Origin of the sequence: Afipia massiliensis, assembly GCF_014203115.1 — a bacterium.
In the GTDB taxonomy this organism is placed as follows: domain Bacteria; phylum Pseudomonadota; class Alphaproteobacteria; order Rhizobiales; family Xanthobacteraceae; genus Afipia; species Afipia massiliensis.
In genome coordinates this window covers 418658-435874 of the sequence record NZ_JACHIJ010000004.1, presented here as the reverse complement: position 1 = coordinate 435874, position 17217 = coordinate 418658, and the positions used below count along the sequence as shown (strand labels likewise).

Annotated in this window: 19 protein-coding genes; 9 read left to right on the top strand and 10 right to left on the bottom strand. The window is 62.2% G+C overall.

Annotated features, from left to right (window positions below):
- Positions 1-32: 32 nt before the first annotated feature.
- The 3 genes from HNQ36_RS15880 to HNQ36_RS15870 are packed head-to-tail and all read right to left on the bottom strand — an operon-like array spanning position 33 to position 3269.
- A complete protein-coding gene (locus HNQ36_RS15880; protein WP_184086706.1) occupies positions 33-1640 on the bottom strand; it encodes a Na+/H+ antiporter in 1608 nt (535 codons plus the stop codon).
- A 7-nt stretch (positions 1641-1647) separates the two neighbouring features.
- On the bottom strand, positions 1648-2334 hold the full coding sequence (locus HNQ36_RS15875; protein WP_184086704.1) for a DUF1345 domain-containing protein: 687 nt from the start codon (positions 2332-2334) through the stop codon (positions 1648-1650).
- Between the two features lie 8 nt (positions 2335-2342).
- Positions 2343-3269: a polyprenyl synthetase family protein gene (locus HNQ36_RS15870; protein WP_184086702.1), complete on the bottom strand. Its 927-nt coding sequence runs from the start codon at positions 3267-3269 to the stop codon at positions 2343-2345.
- A gap of 166 nt (positions 3270-3435) precedes the next feature.
- Between HNQ36_RS15870 and HNQ36_RS15865 the strand changes: the two genes are divergently transcribed.
- The 4 genes from HNQ36_RS15865 to HNQ36_RS15850 all read left to right on the top strand — a co-directional run bounded on the left by HNQ36_RS15865 (position 3436) and on the right by HNQ36_RS15850 (position 5571).
- The gene (locus tag HNQ36_RS15865; protein WP_184086700.1) at positions 3436-3723 is read left to right on the top strand and encodes a DUF1330 domain-containing protein; all 288 of its coding nucleotides are present in this window, start codon (positions 3436-3438) and stop codon (positions 3721-3723) included.
- Between the two features lie 5 nt (positions 3724-3728).
- Positions 3729-4403, top strand: a complete 675-nt coding sequence (mtgA, locus tag HNQ36_RS15860; protein WP_184086698.1) for a monofunctional biosynthetic peptidoglycan transglycosylase — start codon at positions 3729-3731, stop codon at positions 4401-4403.
- Between the two features lie 140 nt (positions 4404-4543).
- A complete protein-coding gene (rpmF, locus tag HNQ36_RS15855) occupies positions 4544-4726 on the top strand; it encodes a 50S ribosomal protein L32 (RefSeq protein ID WP_002713690.1) in 183 nt (60 codons plus the stop codon).
- A gap of 143 nt (positions 4727-4869) precedes the next feature.
- A complete protein-coding gene (locus HNQ36_RS15850) occupies positions 4870-5571 on the top strand; it encodes a hypothetical protein (RefSeq protein ID WP_184086696.1) in 702 nt (233 codons plus the stop codon).
- Positions 5572-5575: 4 nt separating this feature from the next.
- Here the strand turns inward: HNQ36_RS15850 and HNQ36_RS26230 are convergent, their stop codons facing one another.
- Positions 5576-5746: a hypothetical protein gene (locus HNQ36_RS26230; RefSeq protein WP_246395398.1), complete on the bottom strand. Its 171-nt coding sequence runs from the start codon at positions 5744-5746 to the stop codon at positions 5576-5578.
- 429 nt (positions 5747-6175) lie between these two features.
- On the opposite strand from HNQ36_RS26230, the gene HNQ36_RS15840 reads away from it, so the two are divergent.
- Entirely contained in the window at positions 6176-7897 is a 1722-nt protein-coding gene (locus tag HNQ36_RS15840; RefSeq protein ID WP_184086692.1) for a bifunctional diguanylate cyclase/phosphodiesterase, read from the top strand.
- Positions 7898-7965: 68 nt separating this feature from the next.
- On the opposite strand, the gene phaR is transcribed toward HNQ36_RS15840, so the two are convergent.
- Entirely contained in the window at positions 7966-8565 is a 600-nt protein-coding gene (gene phaR, locus HNQ36_RS15835) for a polyhydroxyalkanoate synthesis repressor PhaR (RefSeq protein WP_184086690.1), read from the bottom strand.
- Positions 8566-8843: 278 nt separating this feature from the next.
- Between phaR and HNQ36_RS15830 the strand changes: the two genes are divergently transcribed.
- From HNQ36_RS15830 to yddG, 3 genes are all read left to right on the top strand, one after another.
- Positions 8844-10019, top strand: coding sequence for an acetyl-CoA C-acetyltransferase (locus tag HNQ36_RS15830; protein WP_184086688.1), 1176 nt, complete (start codon positions 8844-8846; stop codon positions 10017-10019).
- Positions 10020-10157: 138 nt separating this feature from the next.
- Complete coding sequence (phbB, locus tag HNQ36_RS15825; protein WP_184086686.1) at positions 10158-10883, top strand: acetoacetyl-CoA reductase; 726 nt, start codon at positions 10158-10160, stop codon at positions 10881-10883.
- A gap of 65 nt (positions 10884-10948) precedes the next feature.
- Positions 10949-11824, top strand: a complete 876-nt coding sequence (gene yddG / locus HNQ36_RS15820) for an aromatic amino acid exporter YddG (protein WP_184086684.1) — start codon at positions 10949-10951, stop codon at positions 11822-11824.
- On the opposite strand, the gene HNQ36_RS15815 is transcribed toward yddG, so the two are convergent.
- Together HNQ36_RS15815 and gloB are read right to left on the bottom strand one after the other, a co-directional pair.
- Positions 11825-12271: a cupin domain-containing protein gene (locus tag HNQ36_RS15815; protein ID WP_184086682.1), complete on the bottom strand. Its 447-nt coding sequence runs from the start codon at positions 12269-12271 to the stop codon at positions 11825-11827. It abuts the gene before it with no gap.
- Entirely contained in the window at positions 12268-13035 is a 768-nt protein-coding gene (gene gloB, locus HNQ36_RS15810) for a hydroxyacylglutathione hydrolase (RefSeq protein ID WP_184086680.1), read from the bottom strand. Before gloB ends, HNQ36_RS15815 begins: the two co-directional genes overlap by 4 nt.
- Positions 13036-13161: 126 nt before the next feature.
- Between gloB and HNQ36_RS15805 the strand changes: the two genes are divergently transcribed.
- Entirely contained in the window at positions 13162-13917 is a 756-nt protein-coding gene (locus tag HNQ36_RS15805) for a methyltransferase domain-containing protein (RefSeq protein ID WP_184086678.1), read from the top strand.
- Between the two features lie 104 nt (positions 13918-14021).
- Here the strand turns inward: HNQ36_RS15805 and HNQ36_RS15800 are convergent, their stop codons facing one another.
- The 3 genes from HNQ36_RS15800 to prfA all read right to left on the bottom strand — a co-directional run bounded on the left by HNQ36_RS15800 (position 14022) and on the right by prfA (position 17174).
- The gene (locus HNQ36_RS15800) at positions 14022-14753 is read right to left on the bottom strand and encodes a DUF4167 domain-containing protein (protein WP_184086676.1); all 732 of its coding nucleotides are present in this window, start codon (positions 14751-14753) and stop codon (positions 14022-14024) included.
- Between the two features lie 448 nt (positions 14754-15201).
- Positions 15202-16092, bottom strand: coding sequence for a peptide chain release factor N(5)-glutamine methyltransferase (gene prmC / locus HNQ36_RS15795; RefSeq protein ID WP_184086674.1), 891 nt, complete (start codon positions 16090-16092; stop codon positions 15202-15204).
- Complete coding sequence (prfA, locus tag HNQ36_RS15790) at positions 16089-17174, bottom strand: peptide chain release factor 1 (RefSeq protein ID WP_046827940.1); 1086 nt, start codon at positions 17172-17174, stop codon at positions 16089-16091. Before prfA ends, prmC begins: the two co-directional genes overlap by 4 nt.
- Positions 17175-17217: the final 43 nt, after the last annotated feature.

Here is a 17217-nt window from a genome sequence, read left to right as displayed (position 1 = left end):
GCGACCGCCATACGGAGCAAGGCAGCCCGCAATCACAGCGGGCCGTTCTTCTCCCGGTTATCGACCACAGCTTCTTCAAGATCGAAATCGCGCTCGATGCGCCGGCGTGTTTCGTCGGTGATCTTCCCGTCGCGCAACAGCTTGTGTAGACACGTCCGCTCGATCGTTATGATTTCGCGTACCAGCGAGGCGCCCTGTGTTGCGGGCGTGAACTGGCCTTCTTCCCTCGGAGGTTCGGGCAGCGCGCGCATGCGCGTTTCGTGACGCGCCTCGAGGAATCGGGCGAGCCCTTCGGGCAGGTTGCGCTCCTTGATGATCCGGTCGAGCGAACCGCGTGCCGCCTCGAGGATTTCCCGCCGCGCTGAAATCTCGGCTTCCCGTTCGCGGATCGCCTCAAGACGCCCGTGATCGGACAGGCCGAGCAGCTTGACCAGCATCGGAAGCGTCAATCCGATGCCGACCAGCGTGACGATGATCACACCGAAGGTCACCAGCAGGATGAGGTCGCGGTGAGGGAAATCCTGCCCGTTCGGCAATGTCAGCGGCAGCGCCAGCGCGACGGCGAGCGACACCACACCGCGAATTCCGGTGAAGCCGATAACGACGATGTGCCGCCATGGCGGCTTTGCGTCGCGCGCTGCGATTCTTTTGCTGATGAGGCGCGGCAGGTAAGTGCCGGGAAAAACCCACAGGAAACGCGCCACGATGACAATTGCGGAGACGATTGCGATGGCCGCGAGAATTTCAGCAACCGGAAGCGCCTTCGACTTTTCCATCAGGAGCCGCAGCTGAAATCCGATCATCAGGAACAACACGCCTTCGATGAGCCAGATCACGAAGTCCCAGAAGAAGATGCCCTGCAGCCGGGTTTTCGATGAAATCAGCAGCGGGCCGTTCCAACTCACATAGAGGCCGGTCACGACGGTGGCGATCACGCCTGATCCGTGAAAATGCTCCGGAACCCAGAACGCGAGGTAGGGCGTCAGCAGCGACAACGAAATCTCGACGCGCGGATCGTGTGCCCATTGCCGCAATCGCAGGCTGAGCCAGCCCACGACGATGCCGAAAGCAATCTCGCACACGATAATGGTGATGAAGGTTCCGGTTGCGGGAGCCAGCGAGAATGTCCCGGTCGAAACGGCAAGCACCGCAAAACGATACAGGATCAGCGCTGTCGCGTCGTTCGCCAGTCCTTCGCCTTCAAGAATAACGAGAATGCGGTGGGGCAGCTTCAATCGCTTGGCGATGGCGAGGGGGGCTACGACATCCGGCGGCGATACGATCGCGCCGAGCACGAACCCGACGCTCCAGGGTAACCCGAGTGCATAGTGCGCCGTCGCCGCGACCATGACGGTCGTGAAAATCACGCAGCCGATCGCCAGCAGACTGATAGGACGAAGATTGGCTTTGAATTCGCGCCAGCTCATCGAGACGCCGGCAGAATAGATCAGCGGCGGCAGCACCAATAGCAGAATGCCTTCCGGTTTCATCTCGATGCGCGGAAACCCCGGCAGAAACGCCAGAATGATTCCGACGATCAGGAACACGATGGCCGGTGCGACTGCGAGCCGTTTCGCGACTGTCGCGGAAGCTCCGAGTGCTGTGAGGACAAGAAGAAAGGTCAGGAACGTCGCTACCATCGTGGGATTATATCGCGCTGGCCGCGATATTGACCATCAGGGCCACCAGCGCGGTATTGAAGATGAAAGAGATCACGCCGTGAGCGGTGGCGGTCCGGCGAATGATCTTGTCGGTGATGCCTACGTCCGACACCTGCGCGGTCATACCGATCACGAACGAGAAGTAGACGAAGTCCCAATAATCCGGATCACCGGCCTCGCTTGCGCCAGGAAAGGCGAGACCGCCTGCCTTGGTGCCGCGATAGTAGTCGTGTGCGTAGTGCAGCGCGAATGTCGTATGAATTGCCGCCCATGACAGCACGATGGTCACGACAGCAAGCGCAAGCTGCGGCGCTTGCTGCGGTTTGATGCCGAGTTCCACGACAATGGCCGCGATGCTCGCAAACGCGCCGAGGCCGGTCATGACAAGAATGAAGAAGCGCCCGTCGTCCTGCCGCGCCGCCTGACGGCGAATGTCCGCTGTCCCGTATGAGAACACGGTGACGTATGCGAGCACCATGTAGAGCGCGACGAAAATATCCCACGCCACCAGAAGGCGGGTCGCGAGACGCCATGTAGGCGGCAGAAACAGCAGCGAGGCCAGCCCGATCGCGAATGCAATAAAGGTCCGCGGTCGGGCAAGCACAATGCGAAGAGGCCTCGGCATGCCTTTGAGGCGAAGAAGATACGGATCTCCGTTCTTCTTGCCCGGCATGATGACCTCTAGTTTTGCCGCTCGGCGACGAAACGCGAGGTCGCGCGCAGAACATCGCCCTTCGCACCGAATGGCGCGAGCGCGGCATCGGCCTGCTTCAGAAGATCGCGCACGCGCGCCTTGGCGCCGTCAATTCCCAGGAGCGTGACGAACGTGGTTTTGCCCGCAGCCGCATCCTGCCCGGCAGGCTTGCCGAGAGCAGCCGCATCGCCTTCGACGTCCAATAGATCGTCGGCGATCTGGAACGCTTCGCCGAGCGCGTGACCGTAGGTGTCGAGCGCGTCGTACTGATCCTTCGGCGCCTGGCCGAGCAGCGCGCCGGCGATGCAGCCGTACTTGAGCAGTGCGCCGGTTTTCATCTGCTGCAGCTTGGCGACATCCGGCGGCTCGGGATCGCCGAAACGGCCTTCGCCGGCGAGATCCATGATCTGTCCGCCCACCATGCCGCCGACGCCGGAAGCGCGGGCCAGCGCGCGGGTCAGCAGCAGGCGCACCGTCGGGTCCTTGTGAACCTCGTCGCGGGTGATGATGTCGAAGGCGATGGTGAGAAGCCCGTCGCCCGCGAGGATCGCGGTGGCGTCATCGAACTTCTTGTGGGAGGTCGGTCGTCCGCGCCGCAGGTCGCTGTTGTCCATCGACGGCAGGTCGTCGTGGATCAGCGAGTAGCAGTGAATGCATTCGAGCGCAGCGCCGGCCATCAGCGCCGCGTCGCGCGATACGCCGAACACGGCAGCGCTTTCCACCACCAGAAAAGGGCGCAGCCGCTTGCCGCCGTTGAGGCTTGAATAGCGCATCGCCTCCATCAGCCGGTGCGGGCGCTCGATCTCGCCGGCCTGCGGCTCGTCAGACAAAAGGCGCGTCAGCAGCGCCTCGGTGTCTGCCGCCGTGGCGTCGAGCCGCTTCATGAAATCCTGTGGTGAAGTGCCGGTGGTCATCAAAAACTCCAAAGGAACGCAAATTTCGGCGGACAATCGGTCATGGCATCGCCCGCGTCAATTCCGCAAAGCCTAATCCCTGCCGGGATTTGGCTAGAGCAAGGCAGCCCGGTTTCTGGTAGCTAGGCGGGTCTGAATTCCCGCTGACCTTCCGACAGGAGTGTTCATGCCAGCCTACGTCATTTTCGACGTCGAGATTCGAGACGGCGAGCGGTACCAGAGTTTCATGAGCCGGGTGAAACCGGCACTCGAGGCGGCGGGAGGGCGGTATCTGGCCCGCGGTGGGGCGCACAAGGTTCACGAAGGGGACTGGAATCCGCGCCGTATCGTTATTCTCGAATTTCCGTCCGTGGCAGCGTTCGAGAGCTTCTATGACGGTCCGGTCTATCAGGGCCTCAAGCATATTCGGGACGAATGCAGTTCAGCGCGGCTCGTCAGCGTCGAAGGGCTGTAGCCTGAATGCGGCGGTTGATCCGCATCGTTGTGCTGGTCGTGCTGGGGCTGGTGCTGCTGCCCTATGCGCTGACGCCGCTTTACAGCACCGGACACCCCATCTCGACTTTGATGATAGGGCGATATCTCACGGGCGAAACCGTCACCCGCAAATGGGTCGATCTTGACCAGATGTCCGAGGCCCTGCCGCGTTCCGTGGTTGCTGCCGAGGACGCCAGATTCTGTTTCCATCACGGCATCGACTGGAATTCGGTCCGGAACATCATTGAGGACGCGCAGGACGGTGAGGTTGCACGAGGCGGATCGACGATTACGCAGCAGGTGGCCAAGAACCTTTTCCTCTGGCCGGGCCGGAGCGTGATCCGCAAAGGGCTTGAGTTCCCGCTGGCGATGTGGATCGACCTTGTGCTGTCGAAAAAGCGCATTCTGGAGCTTTATCTGAACGTGGCGGAACTCGGCCCCAACGGTCAATTCGGCGCGGAGGCCGGTGCGAATTATGCCTTCGGCCGCCCAGCATCGGCGCTTTCGGCTCGTGAGGCGGCTCTTTTGACCTCGATTCTGCCCAACCCGGTGACCAGAAGCGCCCGGAATCCGGGGCCGGGCGTGCGCCGAATGGCGGGGACTTACGTGGTCCGGGCCCAGTCGGCGGAAATCTCCGATTGCTGGGAGCGAAATCGCTGATTTTGGGCCTTTTTGACCCATTTTCTCGGCCGCTGTGGTCTAGCTTTCGCGGCAACCTTCATCTATAAGCGCGGCCTCAATCCGAATTCTGGAGAGCCCCCGCCCGGCGGGTGAGCCTTGATTTAGAGGACGACGATCCCATGGCCGTTCCACGCAGGAAAACCTCGCCGTCACGTCGCGGCATGCGCCGCTCGGCGGACGCACTCAAGAAGCCGACTTATGTCGAGGACAAGGACTCGGGCGAACTGCGCCGTCCGCATCACCTCGACCTCAAGACCGGCATGTACAAGGGCCGTCAGGTCCTGAAGGTCAAGAAGGACTAAGGTCCGGATCGCGTCGCGCTGCTGAGCAGCGCGACCGCCGCGATGTTGGCGGAAGCGCGCGAACGCGCCTTCACAAGAACGCCACAGACGCATGTGATGACGAGCGCATCACACGATACATTTTCAGAGAGAGCCCGCCGACGATGATCGGTTTTCCGCTGCTTCTGATTCCGTTCGCGATCTACAACATCTTCGTGTTCCTGATGCCGGGCGTGGTGTTCACCGCGCCGATCGCGAGCGTGACTCTGATGTCGGGCGTGCAGTGGGCGCCGACCTTCGGCGATGCGCTGCTGGCGCTTGGCATTGTTCTGCTGCTGTTCGAGGTCGTGAAAGCCGCGCGCCCCGGTGCGCGCTACCTGACCGACCATTTGCTGTCGCTGGTTGTATCGGGCGCTGCGGTTGCGGAATTTCTGCTGCTCGTGCCGTTCGGCACCTCGACATTTTTCCTGCTGACAGTGCTGATGATCGTGGAGTTTCTTGCGGGCGTCTCCATCGGCTTCCGCAACCGGCATCGCCATGTGCCGGCGGCTGTGCCTGCCAGCGTTCCGCGCGAACCTGCGCCGGCACCAGTGCCCGTTCCAGCCAATCCCGCGCCGGCCGAGCCGTCATTCGACCGGCCGCATCAGGATGTGAAGCCGGTTGAGCCGGTGCCTCCGCAGCCTGAGTCTGAAACTGCGGCTAAGCCTGAGCCTGAAACCGCACCGAAGCCGGTGCCGACGCTTGCCGTGATCCGCAATGCCGAAGGCACGGTTGCCGCGGAGCGGAAGATCTCCGACTGGAGTGTCAGCGATCTGGTGTCGGATCATGCGCCGGAGAGTCCGGCCAAAACGCCACCGAAGCCCTGAACCCTCACGCTGTCCGCGACAACACCTTGCCGAAGCCATTCGCGCCACGCACCGTCGCGCGACCGTAAGCCCCGTGCGCAACGGCAGGCGCCTCACGGCGCAAGGTGCGCGTCTGAGGAGCCTGCTCAGCCATCGCGATCAGGTGCGCCACAAACGATGCATCCGGGCGAGCCATCCGTATCGCTGAAGCCCGGAGAGGGCGTTCGACGGGCACCAGGGCGCGGCTCGCGACCGGCTCTGTCTGCGAGCCAGTGCGCGCTGCGGATGGCCCCGTAAGCAGTCGAGGTCCGGTCTTCGATGTGATGCCTGAAATGATCATCGCGGGCAGCCTGTCTCATTTTGGGACGCAATGCGCCTTCTCCATGTGACATCGCAAGGGTCGTGCCGGATCTCGTCGGCAACCGGTTACCGGCTTCCGGACATTGATAACAAAGCGGTTTGTCGGATTGTTCAGGAAGTTGGCCTAGGCTGACGGGCGTTCGACGATTTACTCTTGGGTATCGAATCACTCAAGCTGTCCCGGAACGAGGCATCTTTGACAATCAAACCGGTTCAAGCCTCGCTTACTTCCGGGTCTGCCACTGCGCCCGGAGGCGCTTCGCTCATGCGCCGCGCCGGATCGGCCGCTGGAATTGATCTTCTCGCAGCCCTCGGACAGGCGAGTTTTTCGTGGGACATCGCCAGCGATACCCTGCACTGGAGCGACAATGCCGCAGCCGTGCTTCGCGACATTCCGCAACCGGCCTTGTCGAAGGCGGGCGAATTCTCGAAGCTGATCGAACCGGCGCGCAACATCCGCACGGACGCGGTGCTGAATTCGACGGCGAGCGACAATGGCGAGGGCGTGCCTTACCAGATCGAATACGGGCTGCGTGCCGGCACGTCGTCGCCGATGCTCTGGATCGATGAGTACGGCAGATGGTTCGCCGGTGCGGACGGTAAGCCGTCGCGCGCGCATGGCATCGTTCGTGTCAACAACGAACGCCACGCCCGCGACGAGCAACTGCTGAAGCTGTCGCAGGACGATCCACTCACCGGCGAGTTCAACCGCACGCGTCTGACGGCCGCGCTGGCCGAGGCGATCGAGGAGGCAGGCCGCTTTCGGTCGTCCTTTGCCTTCATGCTGGTCGGCATCGATCATCTTGCACAGATCAACGACGCTTTCGGCTACGAGATCGCCGATCAGGTCATTCTCGAAGTTGCCAAGCGCATTCGTGCGCGGCTGCGCGGCGGCGACGTGCTCGGGCGGTTTTCGGGCAATAAATTCGGACTGATCCTGAAGAACTGTTCGGTCGACGATATGCACGTTGCCGCCGAGCGCTTTCTTGCGGGCATCCGCGATGACATCGTGCCGACGCAATCCGGCCCGGTGGCGGTGACTGCCTCGATCGGTGCGATTAATGCGCTGCGCCACGCCAGCACGGTCGAGGAGGCGATGAGCCGGACCCAGGAAGCGCTGGATCTTGCCAAGGTACGGCGTCGCGGCTCGCTGATGGTCTGGCGTCCGAATGTCGAGCGCGAGGCGCAACGCCGGGTCAACATCCGCGTCACCGACGAAATCGTCACGGCATTGAATGAGCGCCGCATCGTGATGGCCTACGAGCCGGTTGTGGCGACCATCTCGCGGCAGCCCGCGTTCCACGAATGTCTGGTGCGGATGCGTCAGGAGGACGGTGCGTATTCGCTGTCGCCGGACATCGTTCCGGTCGCCGAGAAACTCGGTCTGATCCGGCTTGTCGATCACCGGGTGCTCGAACTCGTTGTCGCCGAACTGGCGGACGCGCCGCATGCGCAACTCAGCCTGAATATCTCACCCGATACGACGATGGATCCCGACTGGTGGGCCAGTATTGAATCGCTGATGCGGGCCTATCCCGGCGTCGCTGAGCGGTTGATCGTTGAGATCACCGAGACCGTCGCCATTCAGGACCTGGATGACGTTCGCGGGTTTGTCACGCGGCTGAAGAATTTCGGCAGCCGCATCGCCATCGACGATTTCGGCGCCGGCTATACCTCATTCCGCAATCTGCGGAAGCTCGGCGTGGATATCGTGAAGATCGACGGCGCGTTCGTGCAGAATATCGCGCGCTCGTCGGACGATCGGGCGTTCGTGCAGACGCTGATCGATCTTGCGCACCGGCTCGGGATCAAGACGGTTGCCGAGTGGGTGCAGGACGAGGAATCGGCGGTGCTGCTGCAGGGCTGGGGCTGCGATTACATTCAGGGACGGCTGACCGGGCTGGCTTCTCTGACCAAGCCGTGGGCGGCTGCTGCAAAAACGCCGCTGCAAGGCACGAAGCCCGCGGCGGCGATAGCGGCAAACTGACGTCGCAAATCAAAGTCAGCTGCGGCGGCAGACCTGCCGCCACAACACGCGGACAGGTCAGGGTTCGCTCAGCTCTTGCTTTCCGTTTCCCTGGACATCCGCTCAAGACGATCCTGCATCTCTTTCATCTGACGCTTGAGATCGTCGATGTCCGCCTCGGCCGGCTCGTTCGCGGTCGGCGGTGATTCGGCGGACGGAGTTTCCTTCCGCAGCGGTGCGCCGAACGGCTTGAACATCGCGAACGTGCGCTCGAACATTTCCATGTTGCGGCGAACATGTTCTTCCAGCGGCGCGAACGGCGTCATGCTGAAGGTGTTGGTCATCTGCTTGCGGAACTTTTCCTGTTCGCGCGTCAGCGTGTCGATGGATTGTTCGAGATACTTCGGAACAATCATCTGCATGCTGTCGCCGTAGAAGCGGATCAGCTGGCGCAGGAAGGTCGTCGGCAGCAGGTTCTGGCCGGCCTTGTTCTCCTGCTCGAAGATGATCTGGGCCAGGACCGAGCGCGTAATGTCGTCACCGGTCTTCGCGTCATAAACGAGGAAGTCTTCGCCTTCCTTCACCATGGCGGCGAGATCCTCGAGCGTCACATACGTGCTGGTGCCGGTGTTGTAGAGGCGCCGATTGGCGTACTTCTTGATCGTAATGGGCTGGTCGGATTTTGCCATGGACTACACTTACCTAGCGAAAAGAGGAACCGGAGGACGTTGTCGAGGGCAGTGCAAACAATGCATCGCAATAAACTAAGCACTTTCAGAAAGGTACGGCTACCGTTTTGTGCAGGACGGTTAATGTCCGGGCAGGCCGGATCGGGGGAACCGCCTCGAAAACCGCCAGAATGCCTTTGGCCGATTGACACCAGAAGGCTAGGTTAAGAGGATAGTACGAGAGCCCAGCCCGCCAGTCCGGCGGCTTCCCCTCGCGACCTCAAGCCCAGGAGATACCCATGACCGACGATGTCGTCATCGTCAGCGCCGCCCGCACTGCCGTCGGCAGTTTCAATGGTGCGTTCGCTAACACCCCCGCTCACGATCTCGGCGCCGTTGCCATCAAGGCCGCCCTGCAACGTGCGGGCATCGAGCCGGGCCGTGTGTCCGAAACCATCATGGGGCAGATTTTGACCGCTGCGCAGGGCCAGAATCCCGCGCGGCAGGCATCGATCGGAGCAGGCATCCCGGCGGCGAGCCCGGCCTGGGGCGTCAACATGCTGTGCGGATCGGGCCTGCGTTCGGTAGCGCTGGGCTATCAGGCCATCACCAACGGCGATTCCGAGATCGTTGTCGCCGGCGGTCAGGAATCCATGAGCATGGCTCCCCACGCGCAGTACCTGCGGGGCGGCGTGAAAATGGGGTCGCTCGAATTCGTCGACACTATGATCAAGGATGGTCTGTGGGATGCTTTCAATGGCTACCACATGGGCAACACTGCGGAGAACGTGGCGAAGCAGTACCAGATCACCCGCCAGCAGCAGGACGAGTTCGCCGTCGCGTCGCAGAACAAGGCCGAGGCCGCGCAGAAGGCGGGCAAGTTCAAGGATGAAATCGTTCCCTTCACGATCAAGACCCGCAAGGGCGACGTTGTTGTCGAGGCCGATGAATATCCGCGCCACGGCGCGTCGATGGATGCGATGGGCAAATTGAAGCCGGCCTTCGAGAAGGACGGCTCGGTCACCGCGGGCAACGCATCCGGCATCAACGACGGCGCTGCCGCTCTCGTGCTGATGAGCGCCAAGCAGGCCGCCAAGGAAGGCCGAACGCCGATCGCCCGCATCGTGTCGTGGGGGCAGGCAGGCGTCGATCCCGCGATCATGGGAACGGGCCCCATCCCGGCGTCGCGTGCGGCGCTGAGGAAGGCCGGCTGGAAGGCTGACGATCTGGATCTGATCGAGGCGAACGAGGCGTTTGCTGCACAGGCCTGCGCGGTCAACAAGGACCTCGGCTGGGATCCCGCGAAGGTCAACGTCAACGGCGGCGCGATCGCTATCGGTCATCCGATCGGTGCGTCGGGTGCGCGCGTGCTGGTCACGCTGCTGCATGAAATGCAGAAGCGCGATGCCAAGAAAGGCCTCGCCACGCTCTGCATCGGCGGTGGAATGGGAATCGCGTTGTGCGTTGAACGATAAAATTCTCCGAACGCACTGCACAATACAAAATCAAAATGCCCGGCGGTTTGCCGGGCATTTTTTCTTGCTGTTATCGCAATTGACCTGAATACTTGTTTTCCAAAAACGCTTCAGTGAACTGCGGAGGGGACACCTGATATGGCACGCGTGGCATTGGTAACTGGCGGAACGCGCGGCATCGGAGCTGCGATCAGCAAGGCTTTGAAGGCTGCGGGCTACAAGGTTGCGGCAAGTTATGCCGGCAACGATGAGGCCGCGGCGAAATTCAAGGCCGAGACGGGAATCCCCGTTTACAAGTGGGATGTCGGTGCGTTCGATGCGTGCGAAGACGGTGTGAAGAAAGTCGAGGCCGATATCGGGCCAATCGACGTACTGGTCAACAATGCCGGCATCACCCGCGATGTGCCGTTTCACAAGATGTCGCTCGACCAGTGGAACGCGGTTATGAACACCAATCTCGGTTCGCTGTTCAACATGACGCGGCAGGTGATCGAAGGTATGCGCGGCCGCAAGTTCGGGCGCATCATCAACATTTCATCGATCAACGGGCAGAAGGGCCAGTTCGGGCAGGTCAATTATTCGGCGGCGAAGGCCGGGGACATCGGATTTACCAAGGCGCTGGCGCTTGAGAATGCGCGCGGCGGCATCACGGTGAACGCGATCTGTCCCGGCTATATCAACACCGAGATGGTGCAGGCGGTGCCGAAGGACGTCCTCGAGAAGAACGTGATCCCGCAGATTCCGGTCAACCGCCTCGGCGAGCCGGAAGAAATCGCGCGCGCAGTAGTGTTTCTCGCCGCCGACGAGTCCGGATTTGTCACCGGCTCGACGATGACCATCAATGGTGGACAATACCTGCAGTAATTTCGAATACCGGGTTTGGGGTAAAGGATATGGCGTTGTCGCGGATTGAATGTCATTGATCCGCGATGACGTCTTCGACCGCCACACTTGTCGGCCTCACCGCCATCATCATGTGGTCGCTGCTCGCCGCGCTCACCGTCGCGACGGGCCGCGTACCGCCGTTTCAACTGCTGGCGATGACGTTCGCCATAGGCGCCTGCGTCGGTCCCCTGACCTGGCTGTGGCGGCCGTCGGCGATTCGCGCCTTGCGGCAACCGCTCGCAGTCTGGCTGATCGGGATCGGCGGACTGTTTGGCTATCACGCGCTGTATTTTCTGGCCCTGCGTCTCGCGCCGCCGGCCGAAGCCGGGCTGCTGAACTATCTCTGGCCGCTGCTGATCGTGCTGCTCTCGTCGCTGCTGCCGGGCGAGCGGCTGGCGCCGCATCATATTGTCGGCGCGGTTTTGGGCTTTTCCGGGACGATCCTGCTGTTCGCCGGCAATAGTGGATCGTCACCAGATCCAGCGCATATTCCCGGCTTCGTCGCTGCTTTTGTCGCGGCGTTCGTCTGGGCGGGCTATTCCGTGATGTCGCGCAAACTCGCGGCGGTGCCGACCGACGCGGTTGCCGGATTCTGTCTTGCGACCGCACTGCTGGCTGCAATCTGCCATCTTTTTCTTGAGGTGACCGTTTGGCCGGAGACGCCGGTGCAATGGCTTGCCATCGTGGCGCTCGGAATCGGACCGGTGGGAATCGCATTTTTTGTGTGGGATATCGGCATGAAGCGCGGCGACATCCGCGTGCTGGGCGCTGCGTCCTATGCCACGCCGCTGCTGTCGACCGCGTTTCTGATTATTGCTGGTTTTGCGAAGCCCACCGCGACGCTGGCCATTGCGGCTGCGTTGATCGCGGGTGGCGGGCTGATCGCGGCCAAGGACATGGTGCTCGGCAAGTTCAAATAGTTAAACTGAAGCAGGCGACCAGCCCGGCGGCGCAAGCTCGAATTTTGCAAAGTCGAATCCCGGCGCGACCGTGCAGCCGACCAAAGTCCAGTCGCCGGTGCATTCCGCGGCCTGCCAGGCATGGGCCGGGACGACGGCCTGCGGCTGTTCTCCCGCCGTGAAATCGGGACCGAGTTGGATCGCCCGCTCGCCGTTGCTATCTGCGATCCGCAGCGTCAATGCACTGCCCGCGTAGTAATGCCAGATCTCCGCCGCATCGACGCGATGCCAGTGCGATCGCTCGCCGCGCGCGAGCAGGAAGTAGATCGCGGTGGATGCCGCGCGGCTGCCATCGACAGTCTGGGGATCGCGAAAGGTTTCGCGATAGTGCCCGCCTTCGGGATGCGGCTTCAGGCCGAGTCGCGCGATGACGTCGCGCGCGCTCAACCCGGCTTTGATATCCGTCATGCCTTGTTCTTGCGCTCGCGCAGTTCGCCGAACACCTCCGCCGGGCTTTTCCCCGCGAGGCCGATGGCCGACGCGACGGCTGGAACATCCGCGCGCAGAAACGTATTGGCTTCCTTCTCGTCACGGATCAGCGTCGGAATCGTCGGCTGATTCGCTGCGCGCAGTTTTGTCACTTCCTCGGCGCGGGCCTTCAGCGCCGGATTGTTCGGCTCGATGCCGAGCGCGAACTTGACGTTGGACGCCGTGTACTCGTGGCCGCAATAAACCCGCATGTCGTTCGGCAGCGCGCGCAGCTTCAGCAGTGAGTCCCACATCATCGGATAGGTGCCCTCGAACACGCGGCCGCAGCCGATCGAGAACAGCGTATCGGCGCAGAACAGCGCGCGGTCCTCGTCGAACACGTAACTGATGTGATCCAAAGTGTGGCCTGGGGTTTCCAGCACGCGTGCGCTCAGGTTGCCGACCTTTACCGTGGCACCTTCCTTGACGCGCTCATCGACAAGCGGAATCGCAGCGGCCTTGTCGTGCGGCGCGACCACCCGGCAATCGTACTTTGTCTTGAGTTCGGCGATCCCCCCGACATGATCCATGTGGTGGTGGGTGACGAGAATGTCGGTCAGCGTCCAGCCTTCGCGCTGCAGCGCCTTGATGATGGGGCCTGCCTCCGGCGCATCAATCGAGGCGGTGGCCTTGGTGACCGGATCGTGAATGAGATAGCCGAAATTGTCGGACAGGCAGGGGAACAGGCGAATCTCGGCAGCCATAACGTCTCCATTCATCGAGGATGCTGCAGGTTAACACGCCCTCGTTCACGAGTGAATGCGTTAACGCCATTCCGGGATCGCTCCGCGGCCGCTGCGCGACGCTGTTCCTCGTGATAGGCTGGCGCCATGACCATCGACGTGATCGATCTTCGCAATTTCTATTCGCAGCGCCTCGGTGCCGTGGCGCGGCGGCTGATCAGTCGCGGCATTCAGCGGCACTGGCCGGATGCGGATGGCTTGCGCGTCGCAGGACTCGGTTATCCGACGCCTTATCTCGGCCTGTTTCGCGAGGATGCCGAACGCTGCATCGCGCTAATGCCGGCAGCCCAAGGCGTTTTGAAATGGCCGACGGCGCGTCCGACCCTGTCGACGCTGGTCGATGAATTTTCATTGCCGTTGGCGGATGCTGCGGTCGATCGCATCCTGCTGGTTCACGCGCTGGAAATATCGGACGATCCGGAAGGGCTTCTGCGTGAGGTGTGGCGTGTCCTCGCGCCGTCCGGGCGAATGATGGCGATCATTCCCAATCGGCGCGGCGTATGGACTCGGACCGACAATACGCCGTTCGGGCACGGCCGGCCTTACTCCAGGTCGCAGATTACCCAATTGTTGCGGCAGACATGGTTCACGCCGACGGCATGGGGTGAGGCGTTGTTCGTGCCGCCATTCCAGAGTGTATGGGTGCTGCGTTCAGCAGTGGCCTGGGAACGGATGAGCGCTGCGGTATCGTCACCGTTCGCCGGCGTTCATATCGTGGAGGCGTCGAAGCAGGTCTATCGCGCGATCCCGGCGCATCGCGAGCGCACACGCCTCATTCCGTCGATGCCGCCTGTTCTCCTGCCAACGCCGACGCGGCGCGACGATCGGCCCGCAACCCACTAAATCACCGGTTGAATCAAAATGGCCCGCCTGAGGTTCACTCAGGCGGGCCATCGTGTTGTTTGTCACGGACATGCCATCATGGGCATGACATCAGGTTGCGTGGCTTACTCGCTGGCCGATTCCACCGGAGGCTGAGCGGCCCCTTCAGGACGCGGGCCGGGCGGACGACGCCGGCGGCGATGACCGAAGCGTTCGCCGTTGCCCGGATTGACGTTGCCCTCAGTGCTGGGTCCGTTTGGCTGCGGCTGTGCGCCACCGGTAATGAAGGACGGAAGGCGGTCAACCTGATCGCCTTCGGCCGGCTGTACCGACGGCTGCGGCTGCGAACGATTGTCGCGATCGCGGAAATTCTGCTCACGCGGCTGATGCTGTTCACGCGGAAAGGGCTGCTGTTCGCGGGGTTGAAACTGCGGCTGCGGTTGTGGCTGATGCCCTGGCGCAAAGCCGGGTTCAGCGCCGAAGTTAGAATAGCTGTCGCTGTCGTCGCCACCGTCGTCGTGTGCATCGCCATCGGCGCGCGGCATCGGCGGCTGCTGTTGCGGCTGGTTCTGGCGGAACTGCTCCTGCGCCGCGGCGATCAGCCGGAAATAGTGTTCGGCGTGCTGGTAGTAATTCTCGGCGGCAACCGGATCGCCCGACGAGCGTGCATCGCGCGCGAGCTGGACATATTTCTCTGCAACATGAGAAGCGGTGCCGCGAATCTTGATGTCCGGTCCGTTGGACTCGAACACCCGGGTCATCGGGTTCTGACCGCGCCGGTTGTTGTTATTGTTATTATTGTTGTTGTTATTATTCCGGCTGCGCATGCGCTTGTTGTTATTCGGGCCGTTTCTCATGTGGTGCCTTTTACCGATTCTGGATCGTGGTGATTGATGTGCGGACACGGCGCAGTGCATTCGCGCAGGCGGCGATACCGTAAATATTCAGACCGTGGTTGTCGTACTTCGCGTTCAACAAGGACGCGTTCTCCAAATGCCCGAAGGCAATGAGCCATCTGGGCCGGATCAGCCTGAGCCAACAGGCGCGATGTTTTGCAGTTGAGTGTACAAGCGCAATATCAGGCTTTCGTTCGCTTCGCGGTCTCAAGCAGCGCAGCTCTTTCAGCCTTCGCGCTCGTCATGACCTGCCTTTTTGGAACCTTTCACTCGGCGGGCATCTCTTGCGAGACTTCTGGCTCGACCCGTCATTTCTGAGCGGGGGCCGCGACCCTGAACCGATGTTGTGGCCGGAACGTAGTCGCTCCGGGGCAATATTCCAAGAGGTTTTTTCTGGTCCGAACCCCCTTTAAATCGCCGTTTTTCGCCCCATGACAGCACGAAAAGTACCGCCCAGATCGGCTCTGGGCGAGGACCACAGGGTTAATCCTGCCGCGCGCATCAACGCGCCCACCTGCGTGCTTTGGTCGTATCCGACCTCGAAGATCAGAACCCCGCCGGGAGCGAGCAGAGCCGCTGCCTGAGGCGTAATTACGCGATAGGCATCGAGGCCGTCTGCGCCGCCGTCGAGCGCCAGATGCGGGTCGTGATCGCGGACATCGCTGTCGAGGGAGGCAATCTCCGCGGAGCGGATGTAGGGCGGATTCGACACGATCAGATCGAATGGGCCGGACAGCGCCGTTGCGTAGTCGCATTGCACGAACGACGACCGGCCGGCGAGGCCGAGCCGGAGCGCATTCAATTCGGCGGTCGTCAGCGCGGCCATGCTGATGTCGGTACCAATGCCCGTGGCGTTTGGAAGCTCCGACAGCAGCGCCAGCAGGATTGCACCGGAGCCGGTACCGATATCGACGATACGCAGTGCCCTGGTCGCGCGAGACTCATCCTGGAGAATTTCAAGCGCTGCGGCGACGACGGTTTCGGTGTCGGGACGCGGGACCAGTGTGGCGTCCGACAGGCGAAGATCGAGTCCCCAGAACTCCTTGTGGCCGAGAATGCGTGCAACCGGTTCGTGCGTCATCCGGCGCTGCGAGAAAGAGATGATAGTTGTTTCCTCAACGCCGGTGATCAGGCGCGAAGCCTGCGTCGCGAGGCCGGTGTGATCGAGACCCAGCGCCGCGCCGATCAGCAGCCGCGCGTCGAGGTCTGGCGATTCTATGCCGTTTGCTCTGAGCTGTGATGCCAATGCGCGCCGCGCCGCCTCGATGGTCAATCCGGCGAACGGGCCGCCGGCGCTCACGACACGTTGCCTTGTTCCGCCATTTGCGCCGCCTGATGCTCGGTCGTCAGAGCGTCGACCAGTTCGCCCAAGGCGTCGCCTGCGATGACCTGCGGCAATTTGTAAAGCGTGAGATTGATACGGTGGTCGGTGACGCGGCCCTGCGGGAAATTGTAGGTCCGGATGCGTTCAGAGCGGTCGCCGGAGCCGACCTGGCCCTTGCGCTCTGCGGAGCGCTCGGAATCGAGGCGCTGTCTTTCGGCATCATAAATACGCGAGCGCAGGATGTTCATCGCGCTGGCGCGGTTCTTATGCTGCGAGCGGCTGTCCTGCATCATGACGACGATGCCGGTGGGGATGTGCGTAATGCGGATCGCGGACTCGGTCTTGTTGACGTGCTGGCCGCCGGCACCCTGCGCGCGCATGGTCTCGATCCGCAGGTCGTCGTTCTTGATGGCGACATCGACATCTTCGGCCTCGGGAAGCACTGCCACCGTCGCCGCCGAGGTGTGGATGCGGCCCTGCGTCTCGGTGTCGGGCACGCGCTGCACGCGATGCACGCCGGACTCAAACTTCAGCTTGGCGTATGCGCCGCGGCCCTGCACCTCGGCGACAATTTCCTTGTAGCCGCCCATGGTGCCCTCGGAGGCGGAAATCAGGTCGACCTTCCAGCCCTGCAACGACGCGAAGCGCTCGTACATCCGGAACAGGTCGCCGGCGAACAGCGAGGCCTCGTCGCCGCCGGTACCGGCGCGGATTTCGAGCACCACGTTGCGCTCGTCCATCGCATCCTTGGGCAACAGGGCGATACGAATATCCTGCGCGAGTTCGTCGCGTCGCTCCTCAAGTTGCGGCCGTTCGCTCTCCGCCATCGCCCGCATGTCGGGTTCGATGGCCGGGTCGGCGATCAGCGCATCGATGCCGGCGATTTCATCGGCGGCCGCGCGGTACGCCTTCACGGCGTCGACCACTGGCGTCAGTTCGCTCAACTCGCGGGTGATGCGGACATAGGTCTCCGAATTCACCTGGCCGAGCAATTCGGCCTCGAGCGAAGCGTGACGCGCCAGCAATGTATCGAGTTTGGCTTCGGGCAGCGTGGTCATGGGTCTCGATCAATCAAGGGTGAATTCAGCGGCGGCTTCGGAA

What these genes read in the sequence shown, in the direction of transcription:
- prfA (WP_046827940.1), bottom strand. Translation starts at nt 17,174, where the DNA reads ATGACCACGCTGCCCGAAGCCAAACTCGATACATTGCTGGCGCGTCAC.
- HNQ36_RS26230 (WP_246395398.1), bottom strand. Translation starts at nt 5,746, where the DNA reads ATGGCTCGCCCGGATGCATCGTTTGTGGCGCACCTGATCGCGATGGCT.
- HNQ36_RS15815 (WP_184086682.1), bottom strand. Translation starts at nt 12,271, where the DNA reads ATGACGGATATCAAAGCCGGGTTGAGCGCGCGCGACGTCATCGCGCGA.
- HNQ36_RS15830 (WP_184086688.1), top strand. Translation starts at nt 8,844, where the DNA reads ATGACCGACGATGTCGTCATCGTCAGCGCCGCCCGCACTGCCGTCGGC.
- phbB (WP_184086686.1), top strand. Translation starts at nt 10,158, where the DNA reads ATGGCACGCGTGGCATTGGTAACTGGCGGAACGCGCGGCATCGGAGCT.
- HNQ36_RS15865 (WP_184086700.1), top strand. Translation starts at nt 3,436, where the DNA reads ATGCCAGCCTACGTCATTTTCGACGTCGAGATTCGAGACGGCGAGCGG.
- gloB (WP_184086680.1), bottom strand. Translation starts at nt 13,035, where the DNA reads ATGGCTGCCGAGATTCGCCTGTTCCCCTGCCTGTCCGACAATTTCGGC.
- HNQ36_RS15850 (WP_184086696.1), top strand. Translation starts at nt 4,870, where the DNA reads ATGATCGGTTTTCCGCTGCTTCTGATTCCGTTCGCGATCTACAACATC.
- rpmF (WP_002713690.1), top strand. Translation starts at nt 4,544, where the DNA reads ATGGCCGTTCCACGCAGGAAAACCTCGCCGTCACGTCGCGGCATGCGC.
- mtgA (WP_184086698.1), top strand. Translation starts at nt 3,729, where the DNA reads ATGCGGCGGTTGATCCGCATCGTTGTGCTGGTCGTGCTGGGGCTGGTG.
- HNQ36_RS15880 (WP_184086706.1), bottom strand. Translation starts at nt 1,640, where the DNA reads ATGGTAGCGACGTTCCTGACCTTTCTTCTTGTCCTCACAGCACTCGGA.
- HNQ36_RS15840 (WP_184086692.1), top strand. Translation starts at nt 6,176, where the DNA reads ATGCGCCGCGCCGGATCGGCCGCTGGAATTGATCTTCTCGCAGCCCTC.
- HNQ36_RS15805 (WP_184086678.1), top strand. Translation starts at nt 13,162, where the DNA reads ATGACCATCGACGTGATCGATCTTCGCAATTTCTATTCGCAGCGCCTC.
- yddG (WP_184086684.1), top strand. Translation starts at nt 10,949, where the DNA reads ATGACGTCTTCGACCGCCACACTTGTCGGCCTCACCGCCATCATCATG.
- HNQ36_RS15870 (WP_184086702.1), bottom strand. Translation starts at nt 3,269, where the DNA reads ATGACCACCGGCACTTCACCACAGGATTTCATGAAGCGGCTCGACGCC.
- phaR (WP_184086690.1), bottom strand. Translation starts at nt 8,565, where the DNA reads ATGGCAAAATCCGACCAGCCCATTACGATCAAGAAGTACGCCAATCGG.
- HNQ36_RS15875 (WP_184086704.1), bottom strand. Translation starts at nt 2,334, where the DNA reads ATGCCGGGCAAGAAGAACGGAGATCCGTATCTTCTTCGCCTCAAAGGC.
- HNQ36_RS15800 (WP_184086676.1), bottom strand. Translation starts at nt 14,753, where the DNA reads ATGAGAAACGGCCCGAATAACAACAAGCGCATGCGCAGCCGGAATAAT.